General features: G+C 46.2%; 31 protein-coding genes and 1 tRNA gene. All 32 read right to left on the bottom strand.

The window, feature by feature from the left end; translation table 11 throughout:
• Positions 1-3: 3 nt before the first annotated feature.
• The 32 genes from BEN74_RS04640 to BEN74_RS04790 all read right to left on the bottom strand — a co-directional run bounded on the left by BEN74_RS04640 (position 4) and on the right by BEN74_RS04790 (position 26,777).
• A complete protein-coding gene (locus BEN74_RS04640) occupies positions 4-1,968 on the bottom strand; it encodes a hypothetical protein (protein WP_068913260.1) in 1,965 nt (654 codons plus the stop codon).
• The gene (locus tag BEN74_RS04645) at positions 1,958-2,374 is read right to left on the bottom strand and encodes a hypothetical protein (protein ID WP_068913262.1); all 417 of its coding nucleotides are present in this window, start codon (positions 2,372-2,374) and stop codon (positions 1,958-1,960) included. The genes BEN74_RS04640 and BEN74_RS04645 overlap by 11 nt, the downstream gene beginning before the upstream one ends.
• Positions 2,375-2,380: 6 nt before the next feature.
• A complete protein-coding gene (locus BEN74_RS04650) occupies positions 2,381-6,778 on the bottom strand; it encodes a tape measure protein (protein WP_068913264.1) in 4,398 nt (1,465 codons plus the stop codon).
• Between the two features lie 76 nt (positions 6,779-6,854).
• Complete coding sequence (locus BEN74_RS19290) at positions 6,855-7,013, bottom strand: hypothetical protein (protein ID WP_162898136.1); 159 nt, start codon at positions 7,011-7,013, stop codon at positions 6,855-6,857.
• 227 nt (positions 7,014-7,240) lie between these two features.
• On the bottom strand, positions 7,241-7,825 hold the full coding sequence (locus tag BEN74_RS04655) for a hypothetical protein (protein ID WP_068913309.1): 585 nt from the start codon (positions 7,823-7,825) through the stop codon (positions 7,241-7,243).
• A gap of 58 nt (positions 7,826-7,883) precedes the next feature.
• Positions 7,884-8,465: a hypothetical protein gene (locus BEN74_RS04660; RefSeq protein ID WP_068913266.1), complete on the bottom strand. Its 582-nt coding sequence runs from the start codon at positions 8,463-8,465 to the stop codon at positions 7,884-7,886.
• A gap of 70 nt (positions 8,466-8,535) precedes the next feature.
• Positions 8,536-9,279: a hypothetical protein gene (locus BEN74_RS04665; RefSeq protein WP_068913268.1), complete on the bottom strand. Its 744-nt coding sequence runs from the start codon at positions 9,277-9,279 to the stop codon at positions 8,536-8,538.
• Positions 9,269-9,454, bottom strand: a complete 186-nt coding sequence (locus BEN74_RS04670; RefSeq protein ID WP_068913270.1) for a hypothetical protein — start codon at positions 9,452-9,454, stop codon at positions 9,269-9,271. The genes BEN74_RS04665 and BEN74_RS04670 overlap by 11 nt, the downstream gene beginning before the upstream one ends.
• Positions 9,455-9,463: 9 nt before the next feature.
• Positions 9,464-9,895 carry a hypothetical protein gene (locus tag BEN74_RS04675; protein ID WP_068913273.1) on the bottom strand — a complete coding sequence of 144 codons (432 nt, stop codon included), beginning with the start codon at positions 9,893-9,895 and terminating at the stop codon, positions 9,464-9,466.
• Positions 9,888-10,436, bottom strand: a complete 549-nt coding sequence (locus BEN74_RS04680; protein ID WP_068913275.1) for a phage virion morphogenesis protein — start codon at positions 10,434-10,436, stop codon at positions 9,888-9,890. Before BEN74_RS04680 ends, BEN74_RS04675 begins: the two co-directional genes overlap by 8 nt.
• Positions 10,437-10,443: 7 nt before the next feature.
• The gene (locus tag BEN74_RS04685; RefSeq protein WP_068913277.1) at positions 10,444-10,884 is read right to left on the bottom strand and encodes a gp436 family protein; all 441 of its coding nucleotides are present in this window, start codon (positions 10,882-10,884) and stop codon (positions 10,444-10,446) included.
• Positions 10,885-10,891: 7 nt separating this feature from the next.
• Positions 10,892-11,239 (bottom strand): hypothetical protein, encoded by a 348-nt coding sequence (locus tag BEN74_RS04690; RefSeq protein ID WP_068913279.1) that lies wholly within the window; start codon positions 11,237-11,239, stop codon positions 10,892-10,894.
• A 10-nt stretch (positions 11,240-11,249) separates the two neighbouring features.
• The gene (locus BEN74_RS04695; protein WP_068913281.1) at positions 11,250-12,329 is read right to left on the bottom strand and encodes a major capsid protein; all 1,080 of its coding nucleotides are present in this window, start codon (positions 12,327-12,329) and stop codon (positions 11,250-11,252) included.
• Positions 12,330-12,331: 2 nt separating this feature from the next.
• A complete protein-coding gene (locus BEN74_RS04700; RefSeq protein ID WP_068913283.1) occupies positions 12,332-12,703 on the bottom strand; it encodes a hypothetical protein in 372 nt (123 codons plus the stop codon).
• 3 nt (positions 12,704-12,706) lie between these two features.
• On the bottom strand, positions 12,707-13,678 hold the full coding sequence (locus tag BEN74_RS04705) for a hypothetical protein (protein WP_068913286.1): 972 nt from the start codon (positions 13,676-13,678) through the stop codon (positions 12,707-12,709).
• A 222-nt stretch (positions 13,679-13,900) separates the two neighbouring features.
• Complete coding sequence (locus tag BEN74_RS04710) at positions 13,901-15,106, bottom strand: phage minor head protein (RefSeq protein WP_068913288.1); 1,206 nt, start codon at positions 15,104-15,106, stop codon at positions 13,901-13,903.
• Between the two features lie 2 nt (positions 15,107-15,108).
• A complete protein-coding gene (locus tag BEN74_RS04715) occupies positions 15,109-16,596 on the bottom strand; it encodes a phage portal protein family protein (protein ID WP_068913291.1) in 1,488 nt (495 codons plus the stop codon).
• A 10-nt stretch (positions 16,597-16,606) separates the two neighbouring features.
• The gene (gene terL, locus BEN74_RS04720) at positions 16,607-18,142 is read right to left on the bottom strand and encodes a phage terminase large subunit (protein ID WP_068913293.1); all 1,536 of its coding nucleotides are present in this window, start codon (positions 18,140-18,142) and stop codon (positions 16,607-16,609) included.
• On the bottom strand, positions 18,143-18,613 hold the full coding sequence (locus tag BEN74_RS04725) for a DUF2280 domain-containing protein (protein WP_068913295.1): 471 nt from the start codon (positions 18,611-18,613) through the stop codon (positions 18,143-18,145).
• Positions 18,614-18,664: 51 nt separating this feature from the next.
• A complete protein-coding gene (locus tag BEN74_RS04730; protein ID WP_068913056.1) occupies positions 18,665-19,306 on the bottom strand; it encodes a putative metallopeptidase in 642 nt (213 codons plus the stop codon).
• Positions 19,266-19,742 (bottom strand): hypothetical protein, encoded by a 477-nt coding sequence (locus BEN74_RS04735; protein ID WP_068913054.1) that lies wholly within the window; start codon positions 19,740-19,742, stop codon positions 19,266-19,268. Before BEN74_RS04735 ends, BEN74_RS04730 begins: the two co-directional genes overlap by 41 nt.
• 635 nt (positions 19,743-20,377) lie before the next feature.
• Positions 20,378-20,454 (bottom strand) — tRNA-Arg (locus tag BEN74_RS04740).
• A 322-nt stretch (positions 20,455-20,776) separates the two neighbouring features.
• Entirely contained in the window at positions 20,777-21,187 is a 411-nt protein-coding gene (locus BEN74_RS04745; RefSeq protein ID WP_068913051.1) for an antiterminator Q family protein, read from the bottom strand.
• A gap of 10 nt (positions 21,188-21,197) precedes the next feature.
• Complete coding sequence (locus BEN74_RS04750) at positions 21,198-21,611, bottom strand: hypothetical protein (protein ID WP_086374423.1); 414 nt, start codon at positions 21,609-21,611, stop codon at positions 21,198-21,200.
• Positions 21,608-22,147, bottom strand: coding sequence for a hypothetical protein (locus tag BEN74_RS04755; protein ID WP_068911309.1), 540 nt, complete (start codon positions 22,145-22,147; stop codon positions 21,608-21,610). The genes BEN74_RS04750 and BEN74_RS04755 overlap by 4 nt, the downstream gene beginning before the upstream one ends.
• Positions 22,138-22,392 carry a hypothetical protein gene (locus BEN74_RS04760; protein ID WP_068911308.1) on the bottom strand — a complete coding sequence of 85 codons (255 nt, stop codon included), beginning with the start codon at positions 22,390-22,392 and terminating at the stop codon, positions 22,138-22,140. Before BEN74_RS04760 ends, BEN74_RS04755 begins: the two co-directional genes overlap by 10 nt.
• Entirely contained in the window at positions 22,389-23,756 is a 1,368-nt protein-coding gene (locus BEN74_RS04765) for a DNA cytosine methyltransferase (RefSeq protein WP_068911307.1), read from the bottom strand. The genes BEN74_RS04760 and BEN74_RS04765 overlap by 4 nt, the downstream gene beginning before the upstream one ends.
• Positions 23,757-23,853: 97 nt before the next feature.
• Entirely contained in the window at positions 23,854-24,573 is a 720-nt protein-coding gene (locus tag BEN74_RS04770) for a hypothetical protein (RefSeq protein ID WP_068911306.1), read from the bottom strand.
• Positions 24,554-25,609 (bottom strand): hypothetical protein, encoded by a 1,056-nt coding sequence (locus BEN74_RS04775; protein ID WP_086374281.1) that lies wholly within the window; start codon positions 25,607-25,609, stop codon positions 24,554-24,556. The genes BEN74_RS04770 and BEN74_RS04775 overlap by 20 nt, the downstream gene beginning before the upstream one ends.
• 1 nt (position 25,610) lies before the next feature.
• Positions 25,611-25,937 carry a hypothetical protein gene (locus BEN74_RS04780; protein ID WP_068911305.1) on the bottom strand — a complete coding sequence of 109 codons (327 nt, stop codon included), beginning with the start codon at positions 25,935-25,937 and terminating at the stop codon, positions 25,611-25,613.
• Positions 25,934-26,149, bottom strand: coding sequence for a hypothetical protein (locus BEN74_RS04785; protein ID WP_228200393.1), 216 nt, complete (start codon positions 26,147-26,149; stop codon positions 25,934-25,936). The genes BEN74_RS04780 and BEN74_RS04785 overlap by 4 nt, the downstream gene beginning before the upstream one ends.
• Before the next feature lie 136 nt (positions 26,150-26,285).
• Positions 26,286-26,777, bottom strand: a complete 492-nt coding sequence (locus tag BEN74_RS04790) for a phage regulatory CII family protein (RefSeq protein ID WP_068911303.1) — start codon at positions 26,775-26,777, stop codon at positions 26,286-26,288.
• Between the last annotated feature and the right edge of the window lie 39 nt (positions 26,778-26,816).

Below are 26,816 nucleotides of genomic sequence, written 5' to 3' on the forward strand. Positions count from 1 at the left end.
TCACTATGCTGGAATGTAAACTTCAACCGGAGTGTATTCACGGTGAAATGTCTTTTTCACAGAAACTGGGGTAATTTCGACCGCTCCAGTGTCGTAAACAATAGTTCCTTGAACCTCACCGGTATTTGTCACCAAGTTGCCAATTCCGCCGCCAATAGGCATATCGGTAAGCACAACAGTTCCACCGGCCATGTTCTCAAGATTCCTGACTGGAACAGTCAGCTCAACACTATTTGGTTGAATTGATGACCCAGTTCCAATACTGAACATCAGTTTATTGTTTGAATCTGGAACCACTGCTGTTTTGTTCTGCTCTAGCTGGTCGCCAAAATTATACAAAACTGCAAACTGTGTGCCTTTTTGCGGAAGATCATTTGGAATCAAGCAGCCAGAACCAGTTGCATAATTAATGCTTCCAGCTGCATCACCGGTGAACTTACCTTGAGCATTGCTTACAGCGCTCTTTGCTTCACCATTCAGCATCCACGATACCGTCAAGCCTGGAGAGATTCCTGTGCTGTCAAGATTAAATTCAAAGGCCGCCTTGTCAACATTTAAGCTTGACCGGATAAATGTCACAATTGGCGTTCCCCACAGCAGCATTATCGGCGTTCCAACGTCAGGTAATGCGCCTGCCGTAACCATCCATGATCCAGTTTCATAGTTCACAAATCCCGCACCAAACGATGAGCTTGAGCCCTTTAGTTGACCAGACCCATCATCTTTAAGTTCATAAAACTTACCTTGCGCCATATATGAAACAGATAAGCTTCCTGGTGCTGGAATTGGCACAAGAACGCCAGTCCAATTAGAGCTTTGATTGTTTTGTGTGACAGGTATCGCATAGCTTTGCTGGGACTGAGTTGGTGACGCCGCAGGCTTAAAGGTGATATTCAGCAATACAGATCCACTCCCAGCAGAATCAGTCCACTGGATTAGTCCGCGCTGATAATCAACTGTCCCGATTTGCGTTCCTTGTGAATTTTTAAGAAGCCCCCCAAGGTCTGAAATCTGTGCGCCAAAAAGACTAAATGACAGGCTCAGCGGCATCACTGATGACCCGATGTACAGGTTCTGACCGACACCAATAACGGTTTGAAACCCTGCCGTGATTTCACCATTATTTCCAGGTATAAGCACTACACTTTCACCTGCAGCATTCACGTCAATAATTGGAGATTCAGTCTGAGCAGATGGCACAAGCTGTGCGAAAATGCCGCCGGCATTAACTGTGTAATCACCAAGCGCGGCATCTGAATCAAGCTTTACTGATGAGTAGTACGTGCCGGTATCAGCAACAATTGTGTCACGGATTATCGTTGTTGATTTATCGCCGTTGTACCACTGCCTTGCAGAAAGACCGACAAAATCACGCTCAAGCGCATCGCTCAGCGTATAAGTTGCAATCTTGTATTCTACAGGCTTACCATCAATAACCATGATTGCAGTACGGGTTTCAACTTTTGTGATGCGCACATACTGTTCATACTGCAATGCCCTTCCTTCATTTGAGACAAGCACGATTGAGTCACCAACCGAGGACTCTACCTCCTGGGGGAACATGGCTGCCTGTAGGACCTTCATTCCTTGATAGTGTGTATCAAGAGGGTTTCCGGCGGACTGTCCGCCTTTTGCGAGATAGTTCTCAATGCGGTTTTGTGCTGCCTTGCGCTCATCGGTCCAACTTTTAGTGCTGAACAGCAGAGCTGACACATTCGGATCTTTCGGCAGCTCAGAGATGAACACTGTTGCGCCCATCAATTTATCTGTATCCGCGGTGGTTACCGCCGGGAATATTTTGCGCATCGACACATCACCAGTGGCACGGTTTAGCTCTGAAATATCATCAAACAGATTGTTGCTCTGACCATCAACAATGACTTGCCCCGAATACTTTCCTCCGCCATCATCATTATCAGTTAAGCGCTCCGACTTGTAGATCACCAAGTCCTTTGTTTCAATTCCCATCTTCCAGCTCCAGAAATCTTAAAGTCACATTCAGATAGTCATCCAGTGATACGGCGGGAATGCCCTTCACTGGCTTCGCCTCCAAGGCGCCTGCCTCGTGATTAAAAATCACGTTAAATCTCCGAGTGTCGTGTGGCCATTCAAATTCAAGCGCGAATTGCTCCTGTAGCACAGACCAAGCCTGAACTTGGCGCAAATCCCGCAGCTTAATCCAGCCCATACCCGCATCAGCAGGCTCTAAGGTGATTGGCCGCCCGGATTGCTTTCGGCCCTCCTGAATGATTGCGGCGCCATTAATAGCGCGCTCCAGTTTCTGCTCAATCGGCTTCCAGCTAAATTCATCAGCCCATAAAAAACCGTCCTCAATCGGGACGGCTTCATTTGTTGATTTGCGTATCAGTTTCATAAAAACTCACATTGCTTTTTTCAGCTTCTCAAGCTCACTAAGAAAATCATCAAAATCCCCTTGACGATCTTCTGTGACCGGTATGCTGATTGTCTTTCCATTGATAGAGATATTATTCTGCACAGTGCGCGGTGCGCTTGGCGTTGAAACAGTGGGTGCGCTGGTTCTGGCAACCATGCTACCGCCGGCCAGCTGGCGCAAGAGATCATTAATCTTGTTTGTGCCATTCTGCGTTGTTAAGCCCTTGGCTGCCGCCCGGTCAAACTCCTGATCTATTATTAGATCCATTGGACCAAAGCCGCCCATTCCTGAATATTTTGCATCCCTGTCAGCAGCAAGACCTTGTGACCAAATAGAGCCTGCCAGTCTTTTTGCCTCAGCAGAGTCATATCCCATGCTCTCGATTTGCTTAATAACATCACCCCTGCTGTATGACTCATAATCAGAAAGCGAACTAAGCATTGATTGCTGTTTTTTCAACTCATTTCTGAATTCCTGATTTGACTTGTCGACTGCAGCTTGCCATGCCTCACTGGCGCTCTGGGCTTCCTCGCGCGCCACGGCGCCAGCCGCACGATAACCGTCAATAATTCCACCAGCAGAGTCCCTGACGCGGTGATTAGCCTCGGTCCATTCATCCATGCTTTGAACTGATGCTTTACCGGTTTCATCGATCTGAACCTGCAAGCCAAGTGATGCAGCTTTGGCTTGAGTTGATGCGATAATAGCTGCATCACCGGAAGCGGCGGCCGCTTGCATTGTGCGTTCATAAGCTGCACGCAACCCTTCAGCCGTGGCTTTTCCGCTTGACTGAATGGTGTTGAAATCAGCAAGCGCGCTTTGCGCAGCAAGAGCCAGTTGCTCTTTGGTTTTGATTCCAAGCCGCTCAAATGCCTGCTCTACTGGATCTAAATCAGCAGGAAGTTTCTGAATAACTTGACGAACAGCCTGCATGCCAAGCTCAACCTGCTTTGCTGACAGCTGACCAGTTTTACCGAACTCCTGCAGCCTTGCTGTAGCTAGATCGATTTCAGCCTGAGATTTAGCTGTTTCCAGCCACTTCACCCAAGCTTGATATGTCATATCTGCAGCTTTTGCGCCGGTAATCCCAAGCTCATCTAGGCCGCCTGAAAAGGTATCGACACTCTTCCCGGCAGCAGAGAAATTCTCAGAAATTCTGTTGGCAAGAACATCAAAATCCAAGTCAAGGGCTTTTGCTGCACCCCTTACCTTTTCTTCAATTCCAGCAGCCGTCTTTACAATGGCCTTCCCAGCTTTATCATACTCAATCGCAAGACCCTGGGCCTCGAATTGAGCCTGCTGCTCAGCAGTAATAATCCCCTTTGTTGAGTCAATTATTTGCTGAGCAAGCTTGATTTTTTGCTGGTTAATTTCCTTATTTTTCTCAAGCAGCGCCTGCTCGTTCAAGGCAATTGCATTAACAGCTCCAGCACTTCCAGAAACGCGCTGTGAATTTTGACTCGCTTGGGCAACCCCAATCTCATCAATTTGTAGCATCAACTTTGAATAAAGCTCAAAATCTCCGGCTTGTTTTGCTTTATTTGCTTCCGCGTGCAAGCGAACCAGTTCATCAGAAATCTGCTTGCGCTTCTCTAGGTCAGCAGTATCCACCGCACTAACTGTATCGCTCACTTGCTGATGATTGCTTATTCGCGACTGACCGGCAGCAGCGTCCTCTTTTCCAAGATTATCAAGAGCAGCCTTTGCATTTGCGAATGCAGTAAGATCGCTACCACTCCTTGCAATCTCAACTTCTTTTATCAGCCTGATTCTTTCTGATGCTAAAAAAGAATCATTGTTGATGATTTCGCTGTTAACCAGTTTTGATGATGTTGCGCGATCAGAGCTGGACTTCTGCTCTTGATTTGATAGCTCTTGAATTTTAACCAAGCGCTCAGCATTCAGTTTTTGAATGTCCTGATATACAGAAACCTCAAGCTGACCTTGACTATTTATTGTCGCAACAATGCCTTGACGCAACAACTCCTCTTTTGCCAAAGCTGTTAGGACGCCATTGTTTGATGCCATAGAAGCTTTGGCAAGAGCCTCACCAGCCTCCAACTTTTCCTTGTCGCGCTTAATGCGCAACTGAGAAGCCTCGCTTTCGGCATCATCAAGCGCCTTGATGCCATCAATAGCTTGGCGTATTGCAACTGAGTTATTTTCAGCTCTTGCTTTTGCAAGCTGAGCATCAAGTTCAGTCCTTCTTTTTGAGCTTTCATTGATGCTGCTGGATGCAGCAGCCTCATCCTCAAGAATCTTCGCCAACTTCTCTTTGTTGCTGGCTATTTTCTTCTGGTTTGCTTGCTCATCATTCAGTGTGCTTTCGTCTAAAGCTTTTTGTGTCTTTGACTCAAAGTTAAGAAGGTCTTTTTCAGCCTCAGCATAATACTTGTCGCGCTGCTGTGTTAGAACCGCGTGGTCAGCATCAAGCTTGGCGCGAAGATCGCCCCAGGTGAATGCCTTTGCATAATATGTTGCAGCAGCGGAAAGATCGTACATCAGGCCAACAAGGCCCTTAAACCCAATGCTGATTGTGGAAACACCGTCAGCCATCGCTCCAATAGCAACTGAAACGATATTGATAACAACCGCTAAACCATTGACACTTTCAGTTGCATCTCCGCTAACCGCATTTGACCAACTAAACAAAACATCAAGGCCAGTTAAGAAAACGTCTGCAATCGCACCGTCAGCATCAGCAAGAGCTGAAATCAACACTTTTACCGCATCATAAGCGGAGATTACCGCGTTTCTTACCGCATCAATTGTTGATGCGTCTGTTGATGCCAACTTGTCGCTGAAATATGCGAATGCCTGTGTTGCATCATTAAATAATGTTACTAAAACATCTAGGTTTTCAGACAAGTAAAGCAGAGTGTCAACAATGCCTTTGCTTGCAGCATTAGCAGAATCAACCTCACCAACAAGCATTGTGAAATTTGATTTTAAGTTAGTAAATGCGCCGCTAATCGTTGTTGGAATGTTTGTGTATTCTTCAGCAATAACAGCAGATTGTTCTTTTAATGCATTGATTACAATCTCAGATGTGAGCTTCCCATCCATCGCCATTGCGCGAAGCTCGCCTTTTGTGACATTAAGACTGTCAGCAAGAGCTGTCGTTAGGCGCGGAGCCTGCTCCATCATTGAGTTAAATTCTTCACCGCGAAGAACACCAGACTGAAGCGCTTGAATCAGCTGAGTAATTGCTGCATCAGCGCTTGCCGCACTTCCTCCACTGATCTGAATTGACTTATTGATTGTTTCTGTTACAAGCAAAGCCTGCTGCTGTGTAACACCCAAGTCCTTTCCAGCTTGGCTGATTCGAGCATACAGGTTTGCAGTGGCTTCTAAGCTCGTGGTTGTGTTGGTTGCAACTTGGCGAACACCTTCGAGCGCCGTGCTAAATTCTTCACTACCATCCGAAACCAAACGAAGTTGTGCCGCAATTCCTTGAAATGTGTCAGCGACCTGAGCTAGCTCGGCCGCGCCAAGGCCAATGCCAAAAGCTGCCGCAATGCCAGCAACCTTATTCCACGCATTACCCACACCATCAACTGCTCTCGATGCGCGGTCAGCGCCGCTGGCAGCCGCATCATTTGAGATATTGGCCTGTCTTTGATAGCCCTCAAGCGCCGACTCAACCTGCTGCACGCCTCGTTCAAGCTCTTGCACGCGCTGTCTAGCTCTTTCAATATCTTCTGGAGTGGCGTTTGTTGCAGAAAGGCGGTTTAACTCTAATCTAGCCTGCTCTAATGAATTTTCGTAAATCTGTAGTTGAGCAGTGGCTTCGCGGCTCATTCTTTGAAGCTGCTCACCAGAATAGGCCGCACTTCTGCCATTCTCATCAAGGCCTTGGCGAACTTGATCCAGTCGATTGACAAGATCACCAACTTCGCGCTGAAACTGACTCGGAATTGGAGGTGTGTCCATCGCCTCGCGCGCAGCGTCCTGATAAGCCTCTACCGCTATTGTTGTTTGACGAACACCCGCCTCCAATTCCTGAACACGCTGCCGCGCGCGATCGATATCCTGTGGAGTCGCATTCGTTGCAGACAACCTATTTAATTCAAGGCGCGCGGTCTGCAGATCTGCTTGCAAACGGCTAACAGCTTGCTGTCCATACTCCCCCATTTGACGAAGATTATCCGCGCTGAGCTGTGATGCATCGGAAACCCTATTCAGCTCAGCTGTAGCATTGTGAAACTGCTGAACCAAATCACCAACTTCACGGCCAATTTGCATTGACTGCCGAAGACGATCTGACTCCTGCTTGATTCTATCAAACATTTCTTTTGCAGCATCAGAGCTACGCTGCAGGCTTTGTGTGAGATTGCTGGTGTCCCCATTCAGCACCAATTTGAACTTCAGATCACCAGCCATTCGCTTTTCTCCGGGCAATAAAAAAGCGCCTTTAGGCGCACAGACAATAAAAAACCGACCTTGTTTTGGGTCGGTTTTATTTCAGCACTTCAATAAGTTTGGCGGAGGCATTAATGATATTTGAGAGCCGCCATAATAATATTGATAACAAGAAAACTCCTGTTACTTTCCAGAAACCATATTTTTCCATGATCGCCTCTACAAATTTAATAATCACTGCTATACTTTCAGGCATAGATACATTTCCTCTTTGCTCGCACTGTGAATTGGAAAAACAAAACCCCGACAGTTAGCGCTATCGGGGTTTTTCTTTGGGCATAAAAAACCACCGCAAACGGTGGTCTTTTACTTCTCCCTTATACGTGTAACTCTATGAAAAACCTCCCGGAAGAGGTCTTAATCTTATTTGCGCTTGTAATCTAACGCCATTCGCTCTGTATGACTTAAATGCCACGGAATGTTTTAGCAGTAATCAATCAGCATATTTGCATTCTTCTGAGACTTATTACTAATATCAAGAAATACATCCGATATAGCTTCATTTTTTTGCATGAACTGTATAAATCCATCTATTGCATAATCATAGGATTTAACCAACTCATCCTTCATCTTGGATTCGCAAAAAGTTTTTGTTTGCTTTGATTCAATATCTCGTTTAATTAATTGCATGTCTTTAACAGGCTGTGAGAGTGCAGCTCTAGGTGTGGATGCTGCAACCTTGAATGCATCACTCCATCGGCTCGCAAGATCAGCATAAAATTTTCTATCATTGAGCTCCATTTTTTGAGACTCAATTATTCCTTTTGCATCCAAATAATCCATTAAATACCTGTCTTGCAACTCTTTTACCTTTACATCTATCTCGACTTTTTTAAATTGCTCTTGTTTGACCTGGGCTATAGCTCTTTTTTCCTGCTCCAGTTTCTGTTGATGAGTAGTTTCAGCTTGTTTTAATCTTTCAGCTGACGCTTTGTTGGTCTGATTAATAAAGTAAAACAAGACCCCTATCAAAATCAAAACCCCAATCGAGATATACTTTAGATTCACACCAGCCCTCAAAAATATAATTATTCAGGCACATATTAGATGAAAAACGGTATATGCATCAATCTTTACTCAGCTCCGCCTGAAACTTCTTAAATCCCCTCTCATCTGCATGCTGTGCTGCGCGAATGACATTTGCACTCAGCTTATGATCATCCAGATAGATTTTTTGCGCCGCTTTTAAGTATGCAATGAACGCACCGTATGTCATCTGCATCACCTCATCATGACGATGCCCAGAGCTGACCAAAAACTGGAAAGCATTAAACCAGCTGGACTGCTCTTCACCGGACTTTACCTTTTGGCGCGGTTTTGGCTCTTTGAAATAAGCCTCATTCACATCAAGCAGCGTCCGCAGAAGCACCTTGAATCCCAGCTCATCCTTGCGAGCGCGCTCTATCAGCACATCAATTTTAATGCCGGTCGCCAGCGCACACAATTGAAGCGTCTGCGCGCCATGCTCTGAAAAAAGCTGTGTAAAAATCTCATCTGAATAATCTTTCTTTTCTAGAAATGCCTTGACGGCCAGTGCCGGCGGAAACCATTCGTCCAGGTTGTGCATTTTGAATTGCTGGACTTGGATCTGCAAATCACCAAGTTCCACTGCAGCACTGCGGCCGCTTGCGATAAAAAAATCATTCATGATGAAATCTCAAAAATGCAGGCACAAAAAAAGACGCTGATGCGCCCGCTATTTTTTGTGCCTGCTGGCCTTAAGGTGAAACAGAGAAGCGGTCAATATGCCCAAAAATACTCAATTCAGGATCATTTGCCTTCTGGATATCAGCAAGACATTCGCCTTCAATGTCGTAGCTGCCGAAGTCTTCGTTAATCAGATCGAATTCTGTTTCCGGCGACATCTGAACGCGCCACAGCGTAACCGCAACCTTGTCCCCGCCAAATGTGTCAATGCCTTTAAAAAACAGGCGATATTCCTGCCCAAGGCTGTCAGCAATCGATGTGCGTGTCACGGCGCCGGCAGTTCCTGACCATTTAACATCAGTGATGGCCTCATTAAATGAGACTGTGCCAAATGTTGAATCAAGAGTGTATTTATCTGCAGTAATAGCTGTAGCGCCCGGCCCGGTAAATACTACAGCCGATAGATTGCGCAGGCCAAGGTCAATCATTGCACCAGCTTGCACCGCGCCAATGCTTTGATCGGTGATCGTCTTTTCTGCTACATCACTGGTTTTTCCACTCATAATCATTGCAAGGTTTTCTTTCGTAACCTCTTCCAGTGCGCCGCTGATTGTCACGCCGGTCTGCTTGCGCAGCACAGCATCTTTCGCGCGAAAGCCGGTTTTTGATTCATAATGATCGGTAGTTTCTGATGTGATTTTCAGCTGAAGCTCTGGCATATTGCCAACAGGCAGCAATGCGGCCGGCACACCGTTAACCATTTTTGCTAAATGCAGCTCACCCTGGAGCGAAATTAAATCCGGTTTATTCGCCATTAGTTTTCACCTCTTCTTTTTTAGCTTGAGCGGTCTTTGGCTTTGATTCAGCTTCAACCAACTCAATCACACCGCGCCGCAGTAAATCTTGTATTTGGGATTCGCTTAAACCGCCAACGATATCCCCAGAATTAAAACGCCCGACAGGTTGCCGGGCTTTATATTGTTTTGACATAAGCTGTTCCTACACAAACATTTTTGATTCAAATACCAAAGTGATATACACGCACGTTGGCGAATAATCCTCCTCCACCGCAACCATTTCGAGTGGGCGCTTACTGGATGCTGGACGCCAGCCCGAAAGCAGCTTTAAAACTTTCATCGTCAGCATGCCGGTACGATCCAATACAGCAGAGCCATCATTTTGCTGCGATGCAGCATGACGCTCACAAATCGTGACTTCCCATTGCTGCACTAAGCTCATCAATGATGAACGCCCAGCATCATCAGACTTGCGTACGCGCCGGTAATAAATCTGAGCATTTGGCGTAACCTGCGAAAGCTCGGTGACTTTTGCAGAGTTTGCCGGTGTATAGACCTTTTTGAAGTCTGGGATTTCCTTTAGCCTTTCTTCAATTTCACCACGCACAGCAAAGAAGTTATCTTCATCACTCATCTATTAAATGCTCCACGATTAGATCCAGTACTTCCATTTCATCTGAATCAGTTAAGCCAAGGAATGGGCGACGCGGCATATTTACTTTGTAGGCCTTACTCATACTTTCCTGCATAAAATTGGAACGCGCCTTACGCACGAACTTATTGCCAACCAAACCGGTACGCTGGTTCTGCCTGAAATAAGTACGGCGCATGCGTGCCTCATAATGGATATCACCGCCAAAGTGGTGAATCGGGCCATATTCAACATCAGTACCGATTTCTACCCCACTCTGCAGAACGTTATGCGTAATAGAATTCATGAGCCGCGAGGTATCACGCAGCGTCGTTCCTCCTTTACGCATTACCCGACCTGATAAGCGCCATTTACCTTCCAGGCCCTCACCATTTGCCCAGCGGCTGCGGATGTTGCTAACAACAGTATTACCAATTTTTCCGAATAGGTCAGCTTTGTTCTGATCAAAATTAGATAAGCGTGCCAAAGCCTGCATCACTGCAGACTCACCATCCGCTTCAATCGTAATTCCAACACCTGGCATATTGGCCTCACTTGATGCTAGGCATCATGTTTAAGACATCATCACCAAAGATGCCGCCGCGGTAAGTTGTACCAATTGGCATGGTTGATGGTTTATTTTCTGGTTCATCATCCACGATTTGGCCTGTTTCGGGAGATTGGATCTGCAAATGCGCCTTGTTGTCAGCAACGCGCTTTAAGAATGCAATTGCATCCTCATAGCGCTGTCGAACCTCCTCACTCGGCTGCTGAAAGTAAAGGCGATAGCGCGCAATATCACATGCCATCCGCCTTAAATTGCTAGGCACATTCGGCAGCGGTAATGGATAACGCCCGCCGATATGCCCATTAATTTCTTCCGTTGCATCCTGAATCGCATCATTTACAGAAGATTGAGAAGGAAGCATCATTTTCAGATTTTCAATATCATCACCAAATCGTGTGACCAAATCTGCCTCAGTCGCGTACATAGATCACCTATTTGGTTTCAGCAGCAGGCTTTTTGGCTTCGGCAGCAGCCTTCTTCTCAGAGGCAGCAAGCGCCTTTTCAAGCGCCACTACTTTAGCCTTAAGCTCAGCTGCTTCTGCTTCTGCACTGTCTTTTTCGGCAGTGAGGATTTTCTCATTAGCCTTAAGCTCAGCTACTTCTGCTTCAAGCTCAACCAGCCCGGCAGATACATCATCCGTCTTGTGCTGCTCTGGCGGCTTGTGCTCCACAATAGCGCCAGATGCTAAAAGGGCCTGAATGCGGTCATCATTCAAGCCCTTGATTTCATCACCCGGCATAAAATGCCCGATGGATTGCTTGGCAATATACTTTGGCATTTAAGCCCCCTTATAGAGTGATAAAACCGGCGCCACCAACGACACCGTTCTTGTTAGACGGCACAACCAGCGGAGCAGATTCAGTCATCAACATGATGCCGCTTGGGTCTTCACAGTACCATTGGCGGTCAAAATACTGTTGAGCTACACCGTTGGCCAGCATATTTTTAATCTTACAATGAGCTACAGAGCCATTGGTATCAGAGATCAATGAGAAGAAATCTTTGGGAATAAAGCGCTTCACCTGACCTTTGTTGCGGTAGGTCGCGTCATATACCCAGAATTCGATTCCATCAAAAGTGCCTTTGAAAGTAGCAGTTTCTTTCACACCAAAGCTTGGAGTTACAGGAACTGAGATGCCCGCATACGGCGTGATGAATTCCTTCTTGAATTCCTCGTTGTTCCATAGGGCGGACCACACCAGGCCAGACATGATTGCTTTCTTGGCCTCACCGCCATCAGCAGCCAATTGGCGCTCAAGCATCATGCGGATATCAGTTACGGGTTTAGCCCCCGCCTCGTTCCACTTAGCCAGCGGCGTATATGTCAGGGATGCATCACGGCGGTAGTCCACCAGATTGTATTCATAGTCATCTGAGTGAAGCGCATATTTGCCATTTTTCAGCAAATCAATGGCCATCATCATGACTGAGTTATCAATTGCATCATGATTGCGCTTCATTACTGCGATCTGAGCAATCATCATTTTTTCTTGATCAGACAGTTGCTGATTTCCCGTTGAAATAATGCCTGCTGTGCGTAAACGCTCAAGCAGCGAAATTTCAAAAGTTTCCGCCGGTGTCACCTGGTTCTTTGGTTTGTAGTAGGCCGGCTTTACATTGCGCACTTCGCCGGACTGAGTTGTATCAAATGGCTTACCGGGCTGTTGCGGCGATACCAGTGGCGCCAGATCATGTTCTGCAGAAAGTTCCGCCAGAGGGACGTCATCACGCGTGAATAGAGGGCGATTTGGAAAGAGCTGATCCAGCAGCCATGTATCCATCGGGCGATAGTTTGAGTGGATCAGCGCAAGCTCACCCACATCAAGAAGTTCAAGCGGGGCGCCTTCAATATTAAAAGACTGTGGCATGTTTACACCTTCGAGAGTTCAATTTTGTTTTTGGTTGCTTTTGCGCGTGCTGCGTCATATTTAGCAGCAGCTAGTACGGTTCCATTTAGCGATACGGCTTCAATGTTAAATACACCACCGTAATACACCGGGATTTCAATTTCTGCTGCCGCTTTGATTGTGGCTTCTTCAACTGTGACGTCTTGGCCGCAGATCACATCCCATACTTTTTCATCAATGGCATGCGTGAGCACATTGGCATCAGATAGGACCAGAAGATCACCACGTTGATATGCGGTAGCAGTCGTTACCTTGGCATTGGCACGGCGCAACTTTTCATTATCTAAGGCCAGTCGTTTTGAAGTGACTGAAATAGGCGGTACATAATGAGTCATGAATTATTTCCCCTTATTTTGCTCAGCGAATGCCTGAGCGCCTGATGTGAATTTGTGGGTGTTATTGTGGCTTGATTGATCGCCACCATGACCGCCAGTAGCCTGATGCTTGAACAGGTGCGCCAAATGTGGTGGAACTGTATTGTTTTGACTCTGCTGACCAGCCGGCGGCTGCTTTGATGAGAACTGACGAAACTGGTTGGCCATAAAACCAAATACGGCGTCATCCATTTCAGAATAAGCCTTCTGGTCTTCCGCGCTGAATGTTGTATTCAACTCGGTTTGAAGCGCAGCAATATCGTCAGTGCGCTTTTGCGATTTAAACTGCTTCAGCTTTTCCAGCGCATCATCGCGTGCTTTTTCAGCCTGTTTTTGTGCGGCTTGCGCCTGCTCTAATTCGGTCACATCTGTGTCCTCTGGTTGATTTTTATCTTGACTGCTGGGCTTGCTTGAGAACGCCTCAACAGATGTCTGTGTATCCGCGCCAACACCGCAAATTGTGATCTCATGTACACGCACGTTCCGAAAAACATGCAGCGGCCCCATAAATTCCTGACCATTTACTGTGACAGTTTTGCCTGGAGCGACTTCCTCAACACTTTCCGGATCAGCCCACCATGACATTTGGAATGGGTATTCCTCATCAATGTCCTGCACAATCTCCTTTGCTTTTGGGTTGCTAAGGAAGTGGCCTTTAGCGCGGAACTTACTGCCAACATCGTAAGATGTGGCCACACCAACACGCTTACCACCGAAATGCTCTTCAACAAGACCTGTTTTTGGCTTCAACTGCAAATTAGTCAAATCAATGACAACACCACTGCGACCCCAGTACCAGTGGTTGTCAATGAGTCCGCCGCTATACACCTCAGCATCAAACGTACGGCGCTTTTTCTCCCCATCCTCATTAACAGAGATTGGTACATTCACCGCGGTAAACTGGTACTTAAGGTGCTCATTTAACTCACCTGACATTCTTTCGCTCCATTAAAAAACCGCCCATTAGGCGGCTTCAGTTAATTTTGACTCATGGCTTCTTTGGTGGTCGAGATAGAACGCAGCACATAGCTCGTACAAGATTATTCACTCTTGATGGGCTACCAATCACAACTACTCTTTTCCCGCAGCCGCATGGCGAATAACCATTACCATTTCGACCATTCAAACCACGTCGACACGATTCACATTTTTCAGCCATTAATTCACCAATGCTTTAAGTGTGTAAATCATCTTGCCATTCAGCGCTTCAATCGAAACCACTTCAAATGACAACCCCATAGGCATTAATACGCCATGACCAGCATTCAATTCGCTTAGATCGACCCCTAAGCCTTTAGCATTCTCAATTTGCAACACCACATCGGAAGCATTCTCGGCTAACAGTAATGGCGAATTAAATTGAATCGTTTGGCCAATCTCATAAGCCACTACATGCTGCAAGGTCACGCCACCTGTCACGATTGCAGCAGAATTACTCGCCACGGCGTTTAAGGCTTGCATGTCCTGTCTGAGCCACTGCTTTAAAACATCGTCCGCTTTCGAGCTCACAGACGCATTTAGGTAGTTCGTGATTGCAGCATCATTGCCTTGTACATAATCCAAGAAAGTCTTAATCGCACTTGGTCTAATGGTTGGATCTAAAGGAATAACCGTATTGGCCACCATGTTGAATAGATCTCTCGATTTATCATCCATCGGGGCTAAAAGACTGGTCAGCTTTTTACTCGCTGTCCATTCGGCCCTGATGACCTCTTTCTGCTCAAGGAGATATTCTTTATCCAAGGATGAAACACTAATCTTCTTATCAACCAGCGACTCAAGCTCACCAAACTGCAAAGGATGAGAACTCCAATCCAAAGCCTCAGCAACATCAGGCAGCTGATCATCAGGAGTAATGCCGTATTTCAATGCCTGCTTCTCGGTTAAGGCAATGCAACTGCACCGGCAACGGAAGCCTAATGGAGGGTAGTGCGTAAGCCAAAACGGATGATCAATCGGCAGTACAATGCGATTTAACGCCAAGTGTGCTGGACGTACGCGACTATCATTGATAGCCGAATACATCAGGTACTGCCGTTTACTCTTATTTCGTTGCTGCTGCTGCCACCGGCCATGACCGTATGCATTCTGAATATTTGTACGGAACACATTATCAAGGTAGTGCTTTGGAAGAATGATTTCAGATTCTTCAACCAACTTCTGAAAATCCTTAAAGGTGCCGCCATCGGCAATGGACTTATTGACGGCTTTGATGACAGTCTCTATCTGCTCAAGACTCGATAGAAAACTAACCGTAGTCGCCATCTGCCGGGTCTTTAAGTCCATTGAATAGAACTCATCAGGCAGCACGATCTTTTTACTGTGAGCATACTGAAGCGCCTCAAGAAACGTGACTGGTTGCATACCTACTTCCCATTCTGAGCCGCCACATACCCCAGCACATCCGCAGCATACAAAGCCTGATCTAAATTTGCCGTGAACTGAGCCTGGGTAGCGCCCGGTATTAGCCGCATCAAATTAAAAGCCAGACTCTCAGGGCTGTCAGACTTGAACACCAATTCCTTGACCTGATCAAGCTTCAGTAGTTGTAAATCATCCTGGCCATCAGTTAGCTCTTCAACTTCCTGCTGTGCTGCAGAAAGCTTGCTGGCAGATGCCTTAAAGTTGAATGCTCGGTGAGGAAGCGCGGTAAATTGAGTATTTGGCAGACTCGATGGTGTTTCAACCACATCACCATCCTCAAGACCATATTCCCGCTTAAAGTATTGCGGCGTCAGTGTTGCGCCAGCATTCTTTAATTTTACATCGCGGTCTGCTTTTGGCGCTTCCAGTGACTTCTCTTCACCAATGATGACCTGGTGACGCTCCCAGCCATTGATATCGCATAGTGCATTAATAATGGCTTGAATGGTTGGCATAATCATCCGAACATCGGCTTTATACTTCGAGTTTTGCACCTCAAGATGCACATCACCTAAGGCGCGAGATCCACCGCCATCAGTGCCGGATGTGAGAGTCTGCCCCAGAATCACCTTTTGAATACGGCGCTCTAGATTCTTATCAAAGCTCTCAAATGTCTGGGATGCATTTCCGCTGCTATTCGCTGTTTGGATTTCAACTGAATCAGATCCGCTCAGCGCAAGAACCGAGCTGGCGTGCGCCCTAAGCAGCGCATCGCGCATATCAGTGGTTTTGCCGACGGTTTTACCAATCAGCATCGGCATGCCAAACTTCTCTACAAACTTAGCCCAAAACTTAAAGCCTGATGTCTTGAAGAACCAAACCCAATACAGCCGGCTCAGCAAAGCTTCGCCCAAAGGATTCTCATAAGTTGATTTGCAGCGCGTCAAAAAGTGCTTGAAGCGCTGGTCTGTTTTTTGATCCTGCCGAGTCGCATTATAGTTTGCCAGCAACATGAGGCTTCCATCGTTTTTAGGCTCATACCACTGCATTGGTTTTTCACCAATCCACTTAAACCCGATAAACGGCGTAGCAGTATCTCCATCAAGATGCAGGAGTGGCTCCTCTGGTTTGGCATAAACAGCCTCTAAAACCGAGTATCCATACCAGCGTGCATTCTGTGCCCCAAGCAGAATTTCAGACCACCATTCGCGCAAATGCTCGACGATAATCTTTGATTCTGGTCGATCCATTGGCTCAACCCGCCATGATGCACTCTCGAGTTTATCTTGACGCTTTTCAATTGCCTGATAAATCTCGTCATCATACATCATGACTTTAAGCCGCGGGCGTGTGACCCCGGCTTTCCGCAAAACCTCATCGCCGTCTGGCATTTTGGTCAGATAGCTGATTAATGACAGCTCGGCGTCATGCGAATACAACCCGCCTGATTCTGGCTTCGCGTTTTCAGACTTCCTATTTTTCTTAGCCATAAATAAAACCTTAAGCTGCTGGTGGGCTGTAGTTAATCGCAATCACCGCGTCTTCAATCGCATCAATCAGAGTATCCACCTGGTCATCATGATCGTGAGTAAATGCAGCGTTGAATGCCTCACACTCTTCAAAGAACTCACCTACCCAGTGAGCATCTTTAGGCACCATCACAAAACGATCTTCAGGTTTATCCCTATAGTTCGCCTCAAGATGAACCTGCACATCCATAAAGCGGGATAACTTGTCTGTATTACGCTGCACTGGAATCACCGCAACTCCGGAGTAAGTGCCAAGTGTCTGGATTAATTGTGTTCCAGAGGCCTTATCCTCCACTTTCATGTAGCGAATAGGCTTCGTGTGCCAGGTATATTCTTTATGTTTATTCAGAAAGGCTTTTGCCTGGCGATTAAGCTCTGGTGCTTCCCATTTTCCGCGCAAAAGATCAATCAGGTATAGCTTGCCATCAACCCCCATGCCAACCAGAAGAAACACCGAGTAGTCATTGTGCTCTTTGATTTTCTGCGCCGTATCACCAAACACAGCGCGCCACAGCATCTCAGGAAGGTCTTTATAGAGCCCAAACCACTCAGACTTGATCAGGTCGCCACCCAACTTCTTAGGTTGCTGCATGTACTGGCTTGAGAATGTGTAGCGCGATACTGTGGCGCCATCCTTGTCCTTACCACCCTTTTCAAGTTGCAGCAAAGACTGCAATGATTCTTTCTTTGGCCAATAACTTTGGCGGCCCTGCTCATCGCGTTCAGCATCACGCGGCACCAACTTTTGAATGTGCTCAGGCAGGGTTGCTATGTAAGCATCATCAATCAGCGCCGGAATAGATATCTGCTCCCAATCTCCGGGTAAATTCCCGGTCATGACGAAATTTGTTGGGTCTTCAGTATGCAGGCGCTGCATGATCATGATGATTGGCGTGTCAGACTTGGCTTTACGCGAGTTCACCGTGTTGAGCAACTTGCGGTTTGCTGAATCCCGCTTAATCTTGCTGAAGGCATCCTCAGGCTTTAGCGGGTCATCAATGATGATGCAACCAGTGAACCCATCATCCGCCAATGTTCCTGCGCGGCGACCAGTTACCTGACCACCCATAGAGGCTACATAAACATGGCCAACATCATAGTCTTCAACCGTAATTTTCCACTCTTTCTTAGAGTCAGTGCTATTTGAAACGGTTAAATCCCACATCTGGCGGTAGTCTTTAGACTTCACAATGTCGCGCGCCGTATCCGATACACCCTCTACCAGCGACTGAGAGAAGGACAAATACAGAAACCGCGAACGCGCATTCAAAGCCAGTCCGCGCGGAATCAAATTGGTTGTCAGTTCAGTCTTGCCGGCCCCAGGCGGGACATTAATCACAACGTTCGCAATCTCGCCAGCAATGACCTGATCAATAATCCATGAGATATAAACATGGTGCCAGTTCACTGTAAATTTAAAGCCCATCCGAGGCTTGAAGAACCGCCGAGTGAAATATAAATGCTCATCTTCACACAGCTTCTTTTCAACCTGTGTTTGCAGATCCATTTAATATTCCTCTTGGGCTTTCCTCACCGCCTCATTGACTTGATCTTGAGTTGCCTGAACTACTGTTGGTTGAAACGGCTCACCATCTTTACCAGTGATTTCAATCTTCTTCTCGTAATAGCCTTTGACAATCTTCTGAATCTGATCTGAAAGCTTGATTGCATCACGGGTATTTCCCTGCTTTTTGATAAAGAGAGCGCTCAGAACTCTGAGCTGAACAATATCGTTTGCAGCTTCAATGTTGTAGATCGGCTGATCAATATATTTCTTCCGTGCTTCATGGAACAAATCCACAAATTCTTGAGATAGATCCGCACCCGCAGCCTTTGTTGGATCGTATGCCTCTACCTGTTGAGGGGATACATCTATCTTAAAGTTTTCCTTGATGGCCACTACAACTTCAGTAGGTGTCATAAACTGTGCAAGTGATCGAACAATAAAGACTTTTTCTGTTTTTTTAAGCCTTGCCATAAATCACCATCCATCAAGGTACATCAAGGAAAGTGGGCAAAAAATTTAAAGCTAACCTATTACACAGGTCCCACAACACGCAGCAATATTAGTTTCTGAAACAAACGGCGCATTCTTCGCAATTTCCAAAAGCCGTTTTACTGACTCATCCGCTCCCCAGCGTTTTGTTTCACCAAAGAACACTTCCACATCATGGCCGGCCAAGTAATGCTTCGGAAGCCCGGTGTGGTCACTATATTGAATCTCGCCATCTTCGTCGCGCTCTACACCGATGTGATACAGCTCATGCTCAATCAAGCGGCAGAACTCCAGATCATTTGAGTTTTCGCAGTAACTGGCGTCAATGGTAATGAGATACACCGGCACGGCGCCGAACCAGTCGCGCATCTGCTGTTCCTGGCGCGCTTTCTTCCATCCGCCCTGGTTAAACATCACCTTCTCACATTGGCCCAGCACCATGCGCTTTTTAGCCATGGCAGCTGATGAGGCCCATGCAAATGCTAAAAAGTTTTCATCGTCATGAAGCAGTTCAGCAATGTGGTCATGATCTGGGTTGTGCAGTTCACCGCCGATGGTCAGCCAGTTCGCCAATACCCATTCTTTAAGCTCTGGTGCTGGTGCAAGCAAAATAGCTTCTTGCTCTTCTGCCCGGTCAATTAAGTCTGTCGGCGGGAATGGTCTGATCTGTTCCATTGAATATCTGCCTTTTTAAATCTTTCAGCCATTGGGATGCTCGATAAGAATCAATCTGCAATGGGCCTGATTCTTCAATCCTGTAACGTTCCGCAGACTCCAATCGCACTACGGTAAAGCCCATTTCAGCTGCGTCATCGTAACGATCCAAGCTCCAAGCCTTATTTGCCAGTTTCCCACCGCGCCCACCAGACCAAGGCCCGCCTGAAATCTCAACTAAAATTCGATGTTCAATAAGATGAAAATCAAAACGCCAATGCTTGGTAGATTTAAATTGGAATTTCTTTTCGTATTTGATGCCAAGGACATTTAAAGCCTGTTCAAAGTCTTCTTCGGCCTCTAAGTATTTTTCTTTGGCCTTAGGTAAAGGTTTAGAGCGTGGTTTCGTTTTAGGTGGGCGCTTTTTAGTTTTCCCAAAATAGCTGTCAGCATCCATGTAGCGCTTCACGCAAATTCTTAATCTGCTCTTTTAGTCGAATCATCACACTATCAATTGCGATTAACTCACTGTGCCTCAAACCAGCCCGACTCAGATTCTGATACTTTGACAGCTCAGCGCTGCAAAATTCTAAGTCTTGTTTCGCTTGCACTTTATCTGTCATAAACACCACCAAATAAGAAAAGAAAACCCCTCAACATCTAGAATGCGAGGGGTTTTTATATGCCGTAATACGCCCGGCTAATCAGGCTTTCCTTTTCCGCAATGCCGACACTCGGCCTGCACAAAAATATCTGATTCATAGTCAAATGCATGAATGCAGAATAGGCGTTTTAAAAATTGGAGCATGTAAATCCCCTTTCAATTGAATCGAATTCGATCTAGTTAAAAGTTCAGCAAAAAAAAAGCCCACTTTTTAAAGGTGGGCTAAAATCAAGGACACCCTAACAGGATGCTAGAGCCTACAATTAGTTCCTAATGACTATTTTCTACACCAATCAAATAATTTTCAGTGGCAAAATATATCAAATGTAAAAATAATACCAACTAAATCACATTATTAAATTTTCTTAACCTATTGTTTAGAAAAAGCAAAAAATAATCAAATGATCAGATTTTCATTGTTAAATATCTGGCGCGCCATGCAGGACTTGAACCTGCGACCATCCGCTTAGAAGGCGGATGCTCTATCCAGCTGAGCTAATGGCGCATAAAAATGGTGCGGTGATCTGCCACACCCTTGCCTATAGTTCGATATTAATCAGCTCGGCAACTGATCTACCGCTACTCACAATCACACCAACCCAACATGCATGGTCAGCTTTACCTGTTTTCGTTCTCTTTTAAGGTCGGTTGCCAAGCCCTAGTGGGAATTGCCTATAGCATCTAGGCTTTTACTCAAGGCATGTTCTGCAAATTGGCTTTCTGCAGGCAATAAAAAAGCCCATCTTTTTCGATGAGCTTTCAATAAACTGGTGTAAGCATAACAACTTGCCACCATACACTAAATTTATACAAACATGGCTGCCATGTCAATCACTCAAGGCCTCTATTTTTCCATCCAAGTAAGCGAGCCCTTTTTCCACCTCAGCGCGCACTTTCGCTCTACTGCACCCATGAGCATTTGCTATTGACTGATCTGACCAATCATTTTCAAATTTCAAAATCAACAACCAGCCCCGCTCCGCCAAATATTCCCGCTCATCGTTATGCATCTTAGCCAGCAGCTGGCTCACCTGAACAGCCTCATAGTCGCTGATTTCACAGGCCATCGAAACTTTGCTGGCTCTTATTCTTTGCTTGTCGTTTTTATCAATGAGTATTGCCAGCGGATTAGCAGACACATTTGACTTTGTAGATCGCACCCATACCCCATACTGCTCAAGCCACTGGTGGGCCGAACGTTTAGACCAATTCATTTTTATTCCCACCATTGCATTCATCCAACCACCCTCACTTCATCCCAAAAATAAGCATCCCAGCATCACGCTGCTCTTGATTTGTTCTGCCTTGCCAACCCGTAATGCGGTTAAATTCTTTAGCATCTTTCTTGGTTTTAACAGGCCTGACTAAAACCACCTCTAAATTTAAGCTCTCCGCCATCTCTGCGAGCAGTTTGCCTGTTGCATGGTTCTCACCTACGTTTTTAGCAATTCGCTCTCCTACGCTCTTACGTTGCCCAATGCGATTGTGGAAGTTTGCCTTTTGATTCAACCAACCCGCTTCAATAACCACTTTCTTGATTTGATCCTGCTGACTGCGGAACAGATCCACAGTTTCAGCAAACGTTAAATTTTTAAGCTCGAGTGAGTGACTCAAAATGGCCACTCCTGATTTTTCCAAGTCCGGGTCAATACCAATGATCAAAACCCACCCCCATCAGTCCAGCGCTGTGCATTTAGCTCAAGAGGCTCCGACCTCTCTAATCCGCAGTAGGTGCAAATCAGCTGGCGCTCTAAATCTGCGGTTGTTGATATGTCTTCCCAGTCGTGGTCGCAATCCAATTCACTTTGCAGCTGCGCTTCCTTGACTTGCCAATCTTTCCATTTTTTCTGCTTAATCCATCCTGAATAATTACCACTTGGCAGTAAAGTCACTTTGCTTTTAGGGAATTTTAATGAATAAGCTTTCTCAAACCTTTCTCTTTGCTCACTTGGGTTTTGATCATGCTCAGCAATTGCTGCGCGGAGGTCATCAAGCAAAATGGAATCTTCCGCAAGATCCGGGTGAACTGGGAACCAGCCGTGATCCGGAAGCCACATTTGAAAAAAGTTGAAAAAGTGCTTGTAGTAATCAACGCGATTTTCAAATGTCCTACTAAAGCAGAAACACAGTGTTGCCCCCTCAGGCGCCCCAGCCACAATCTCCCGCATCTGATCGATTGTTAAATTTTTCACTGACATGCCTCCACCCTTTCACCAGTTCTGCGCTCTTCTTTTGTCGCGTGCCGAATTGATTCAATATCAGCGTAGCCCTGAAAAAACATATGCGAGCGTTTTGCTCCGCGGTATCCCACAGTCGCGCCATCAATCAGCAGGTCGATTTTGAGCAGGAAATCAATATGAAAATCCTTATAAACAACCAAGTCACCGAGCTTAAATTCGGGCTCAACCCAATCTACGGTTTTATTGTCGTGTTCGTCTTTCATGCTGCACCCCGATATGCATTCTCATGTTTAAAGTTCGCCTCAACCAAAGCGCGCGACAGCTGCGGGCAAACTGAATTGCCGCACATCCGCGCCTGCTCTGTTTTTGTTAAGCGGATCTCATTGCCCAGCTCATCAATTCCGCGCTCGAAAATGTATGAAGCCGGGAAGCCCTGCGCCTTGAAGAGTTCAGCCGGCTGCAGCATGCGGAAGCCAATATCTGTGATTTGATACTGCTGCTGATTGATCGTCACCAGGCCGAAGCGGTCACGGGTCGGAATAGTGCGCAGCGGCTTGTCCACGGCGTTGCCATCCTTTTCATTGCCGTAAAATGCCGTAAGGAAAGCACGGACTTCCGCAAAATGGCCGCCGCCGGCAGTAATAGTGTGCATTGGCTCTGCTACCCCTTGGCTAACACAGTTGTTTCTCAATTTTGAAAGATGGCTTACGATAATTGCGTGATGACCACCTTTCACCTGCGCACAAATTGTTCTTAAAGGCTCATTAGTTGCCATGGTTCTGGGGCTTGATGCATTCGCACATTCCGTTAGAACTGGAGCCATGCAGTTATTTACAATGAATGGTTCAGCACAATTAAAAAGATGCTTGTCCAGCCCGCGATAAATCCTCTTTAAGGTTGCTTCAACAAGTGGGCGTTTTCTTTTAAATATGCTTGGACACTCGATAGACCAATCAATACATTCTGCAGCAGTACGGTATGGTCTTAGTCTTCCTTTTTGTACCGCTACACTATTCGGATCACCATGTGTTGGAATTGGCCATGAAATTGGTAAATCATCCCTGCGAGCAACCATAAAGAAGCGTTTACGAATTGTTGGCGCACCGAAATCACAAGCCCTCAATACACGCCATTCAACTTCATAACCCTGATTACGAAGCGCTTTCACAAAACTGCGGAATGTTTCTCCCTGGTGTTTTGAACAAGGACGCCCATCTTCATTCGTGCGCCCCCAAGTCTTAAATTCTTCGACATTCTCCAGCATGATGACGCGCGGGCGGGTCTTGGCTGCCCAGCGCAGCGCAATCCATGCAAGACCGCGGATCTTCTTTTCAACTGGCTTGCCGCCCTTTGCCTTTGAGAAGTGCTTGCAGTCCGGCGACAGCCAAACCAGACCGACAGGCTGATTGCCGGTGACTTCAACCGGATCAATATCCCAAACAGATTCGCAATAGTGTTTAGTTTCTGGATGATTGATACGGTGCATCGCCAGAGCCTTAGGATCGTGATTGATTGCCACATCAACCGGGCGCCCGAATGCCTGCTCAAGTCCAGTGCTTGTCCCGCCGCCGCCGGCAAAGTTATCGATAATCAGCTCATGCGGTAAAAAAGACATTACGCTGCTCATAGCCACCCCAATGCAAAGTTTGAATTTTCAGAACTGCTTGCCACGGCGCAAAGCGCGATTAAGGCCCATAGGCAGATGAATAAAGCCGTTTCGCTGCTCATGTGATACCTCCAGTGAGCTTAAGCTCCCTTCCAGCCTGCATCAGGGCTTTAGGGAAGCTCAAACCATCAACCTGCAACTCCTTTGTGCGGCTTTCTATCCAAGCCTTTTCTTCAGCAGATTGCTCGGGAAGCATTGAGTTTGGCGCCATCGCCAAATTGACCTGTTTGCGTTCAACCGCTTTTGGCATTTCCCAAATTGACTGACATATTCCATTTTCAGCAAAAGCCTGAATTACCTCGACGTAATTGTCCTTGAATGCTTCGTAAGCCAAATACATCGCTCGATCTGCATTTTTCGCCCAAGTGATTTCCTCAAACATTTCATAACAGCGGTCATACGCATCTTTTTCCGCATTGGTAATTGCATGCTTGGAGTCTCCGCGCCATTTCAAAATATTCGCCAGCGCGGCATGCTTGCCTTTGAATGTATCCTGCAGACGCTGCTGCTCTGTACCAAATCCAGTAATGCCTAAACACCATTTGCGAAACATGGCAGGGTCTGGACAGAATCCATTATCGCGAACTTGTGACAATCCAAAATTCACTTGATCGTGAGTTAAGCCGTCAATGCAGATTTTCATTGCTGTGTTGATCTGCGCTGTAGCAATGCCATCAAAGGTCTTCTCAAATGACCGTGGCGCAATTGCCTTAAAAACCCCAACCAGCTGCGCTGAATTAATCGGGCCAAGGGCTTGGTTAGAAGCCGTAAGTTGCATTTCCTTGCTCCTCTTGTGCGATTAGCTCTTGAATTTCAGCCATTCGGGTTGACGACTGGGTTTGATTTCCAAAATTTCCACCTGCAGAAATGCGCGGTTCAAACAAGCCCTGATGATTACCCTTGATTGCTGTTTTCAGGGAAATATCCGATTTCTCAATCCCCCATGCTTTGAAATCATCATGGATGGTCTTGAGTGCATTTTTAGTCAGTGCAGTTTTTTTGTATTCAGAGCGGTTGGTTACAAACTGCTCCCAAAGATCTGGTGTGCAGAGTTTTTGAATATTGGTTCTGGTTAAATCAATAACTTCATCGAATGACAGCTTGCGCGTTTTCTCTTTGCGCTCTGCTGCAGATTTTGCTTTCTGCTCAGCTTCCAATTTTTGCTGATCAAGAAGATCCTGTTTTTTGATTTCTTGGTATTCAAAAAAATTAACCTGCAGAGGATTTTTATCCCGAAGGGTATTATTTAAATATCTAAAAGAATCTATAAAAAGAAACTCTATTGATGCACCACTAGTCGAAGCGCATTCCGCACCACTAATCGAAGCGGACTGCACCACTAATCGAAGCGCATCAGTAATCGAAGCGCTTCGATTACTGATGCGCAGTGCTTTAATTACCGAAGCGTCAAACTGCTCAAAATACTCAGCAAGAGATACCTCATTGATCTGATATTTATTCCCAAGTTTGTTGTTTTTTTCAACTACAGCAATCACCCCAAACCAGACTAATTCCTTAATTCCAGATGTAACAGTTCCAGAGCTGAGCTTGTTTGAGCCTTTGAGTTTTCCGCCTTGGATTTGCCGATGCGAGATGTGGTCGGACGACTTATTAAAGCCGTTTGTATACCCCATAATCACTGAGTAGACGTTTTTAGCAGCATCACTTAAGAATGGCTCTACCTCGAAATGATAAAGCCTGCTTTTCATGATAAAGCCCTTGGAGAGCTGATCTGACATTGCTTTCCGCTCGTTTTTAGGAAATTGAACCACCTCTCCTGCGGGCTGAGATGGTATTTGCGCCAAATTGCTCACATTAACCTCCCAGCTTCACTAAGCCGCGCTTTTCCAGCTGGCGGATAATTCGAGGCTCTATAAATTCGCCGTTGACCTTGTAGCGTGTTCTGGATTTTTCTTTGACCTGGATAAGCAAAACACCATTTTGCAGCTGCCGGCGGACCGCTATCGCCTGCCCCCCCATTTTGGTTGTGTGCTCCATGATGTAATAGGCCTCTTGGGCTGCGATTGCTTCATTCATCTTGGAGAGTGGCATTGCCGCCAGTTCCTTGGCTGTGTAGATCCGCACAGGCTCCAGCAATGGAATTACTGTTTCGGCAGGCACTTTGGATTGATTTGATTTCATACCCCTTCCTCCAGTCGCTTCCCTGCACCCAGCTCCGCAACGCTGGCTGGGCGAATCAAATGATTCAGTGCAAAGCTCCTGTTTCCATCCAGCAGCACGCTGTTTTCTTGAGCTTTGTGAACGGTCATCAAGTGATCCGGCTTCGCCGCATCAACAAAGACAACAACATCACCGGATAGAAAATCTGACTCAATCACTGTGCGTGTTCTCATGACTTGAACCAAACAATGCCCGCACTGCTCTTCTTTAAAATCCGTGCACTTGTTCGCGCATGGGTGTTGTGGTAAATTTGTCTGCATATTCAATGCCCTCTGAAGTTTTGAATTGTTAAAAGCCTGATTCTCAAGATCAGGCTTTTTCTATTTGCAAAGCTGATAAATACTTTGCACACTCGCCTTTCATGGCTTTACGTAGCGACTGAATTTTTTGTTCAATCTCTTCCAGGATGTGATCTGTTTCATCCATCTCTGCGGGGGTTACAACGCCATCTTCCAGAGCGTTTAAAACCTGCCTGTTTGCCGCACCATTTCCGATATTCATGCCCAGCAGCGACTCAAGAACACTTAGCTGATGCTCTTTGCCATCAATGTTGTTCACTGGCACAAGTACCATTCCAAGCATGTGCGCCCAAACTTTCAGGTTTGCTGGGTTCTGCGTGTAGATCAGCATTGCCTCAAACGCTTTCAGGCTTGGAAGATGCTGATCCATATTTGGGTTGCCATAGTTCAAAGCGGTCTTGTGCGAAACACCCAGCACATCTGCAACATCCTTTGGTGTTACTCCTGCGGACTGATGAATCATCTTGTGCAGCGCTGTTTTTGTCTCTTGCGAGATTTTCATATGTGAATCCTTGAATTTATTCACGTTTATTTAGGGCTT

It is taken from the genome of Acinetobacter sp. WCHAc010034 (assembly GCF_001696615.3).
In the GTDB taxonomy this organism is placed as follows: domain Bacteria; phylum Pseudomonadota; class Gammaproteobacteria; order Pseudomonadales; family Moraxellaceae; genus Acinetobacter.